This window comes from Pseudoruegeria sp. SK021 (assembly GCF_002119405.1).
In the GTDB taxonomy this organism is placed as follows: Bacteria; Pseudomonadota; Alphaproteobacteria; order Rhodobacterales; family Rhodobacteraceae; genus Meridianimarinicoccus.
In genome coordinates this window covers 1-349 of sequence record NZ_MTBG01000140.1, presented here as the reverse complement: position 1 = coordinate 349, position 349 = coordinate 1, and the positions used below count along the sequence as shown (strand labels likewise).

Below are 349 nucleotides of genomic sequence, written 5' to 3'. Positions count from 1 at the left end.
CAGGGCCGTCGTGCGCCCGACCCAGTCGCTCAGCGTGGAGCGATGCAAATCGACCCCTTCGCGGGCGTAGATCTTGGACTGCCGCTCGAGCGGCAGGTGATCGCAATACTTACCGACCAGCATGTGAACCGCGCCAGGTTTGCCGGAGGCTCCAACTCATGAGTAGGATGGAGCATCATGAACAAAACAACGAACAAATATTCACCTGAAGTGCGCGAACGTGTGTCAATCACGGTGACATAAGGGGCCATTTACCGGCGCAAATAGGGGCCACGCTCGGGATGTCGGTGGCGCTCTGGCGCGTGTGCTCACCACATAGCTAACGCGTGCCAGAGCGCGCTGGCCGTAG

At 59.9% G+C, this 349-nt stretch carries 1 protein-coding gene; it reads right to left on the bottom strand.

All coding sequences use genetic code 11. The annotated features are described in order from the left end of the window. The coding region (locus BV911_RS18970) for a transposase (protein ID WP_371588370.1) at nucleotides 1-123 on the bottom strand (123 nt) is incomplete at its 3' end. Nucleotides 124-349 lie beyond the last annotated feature (226 nt).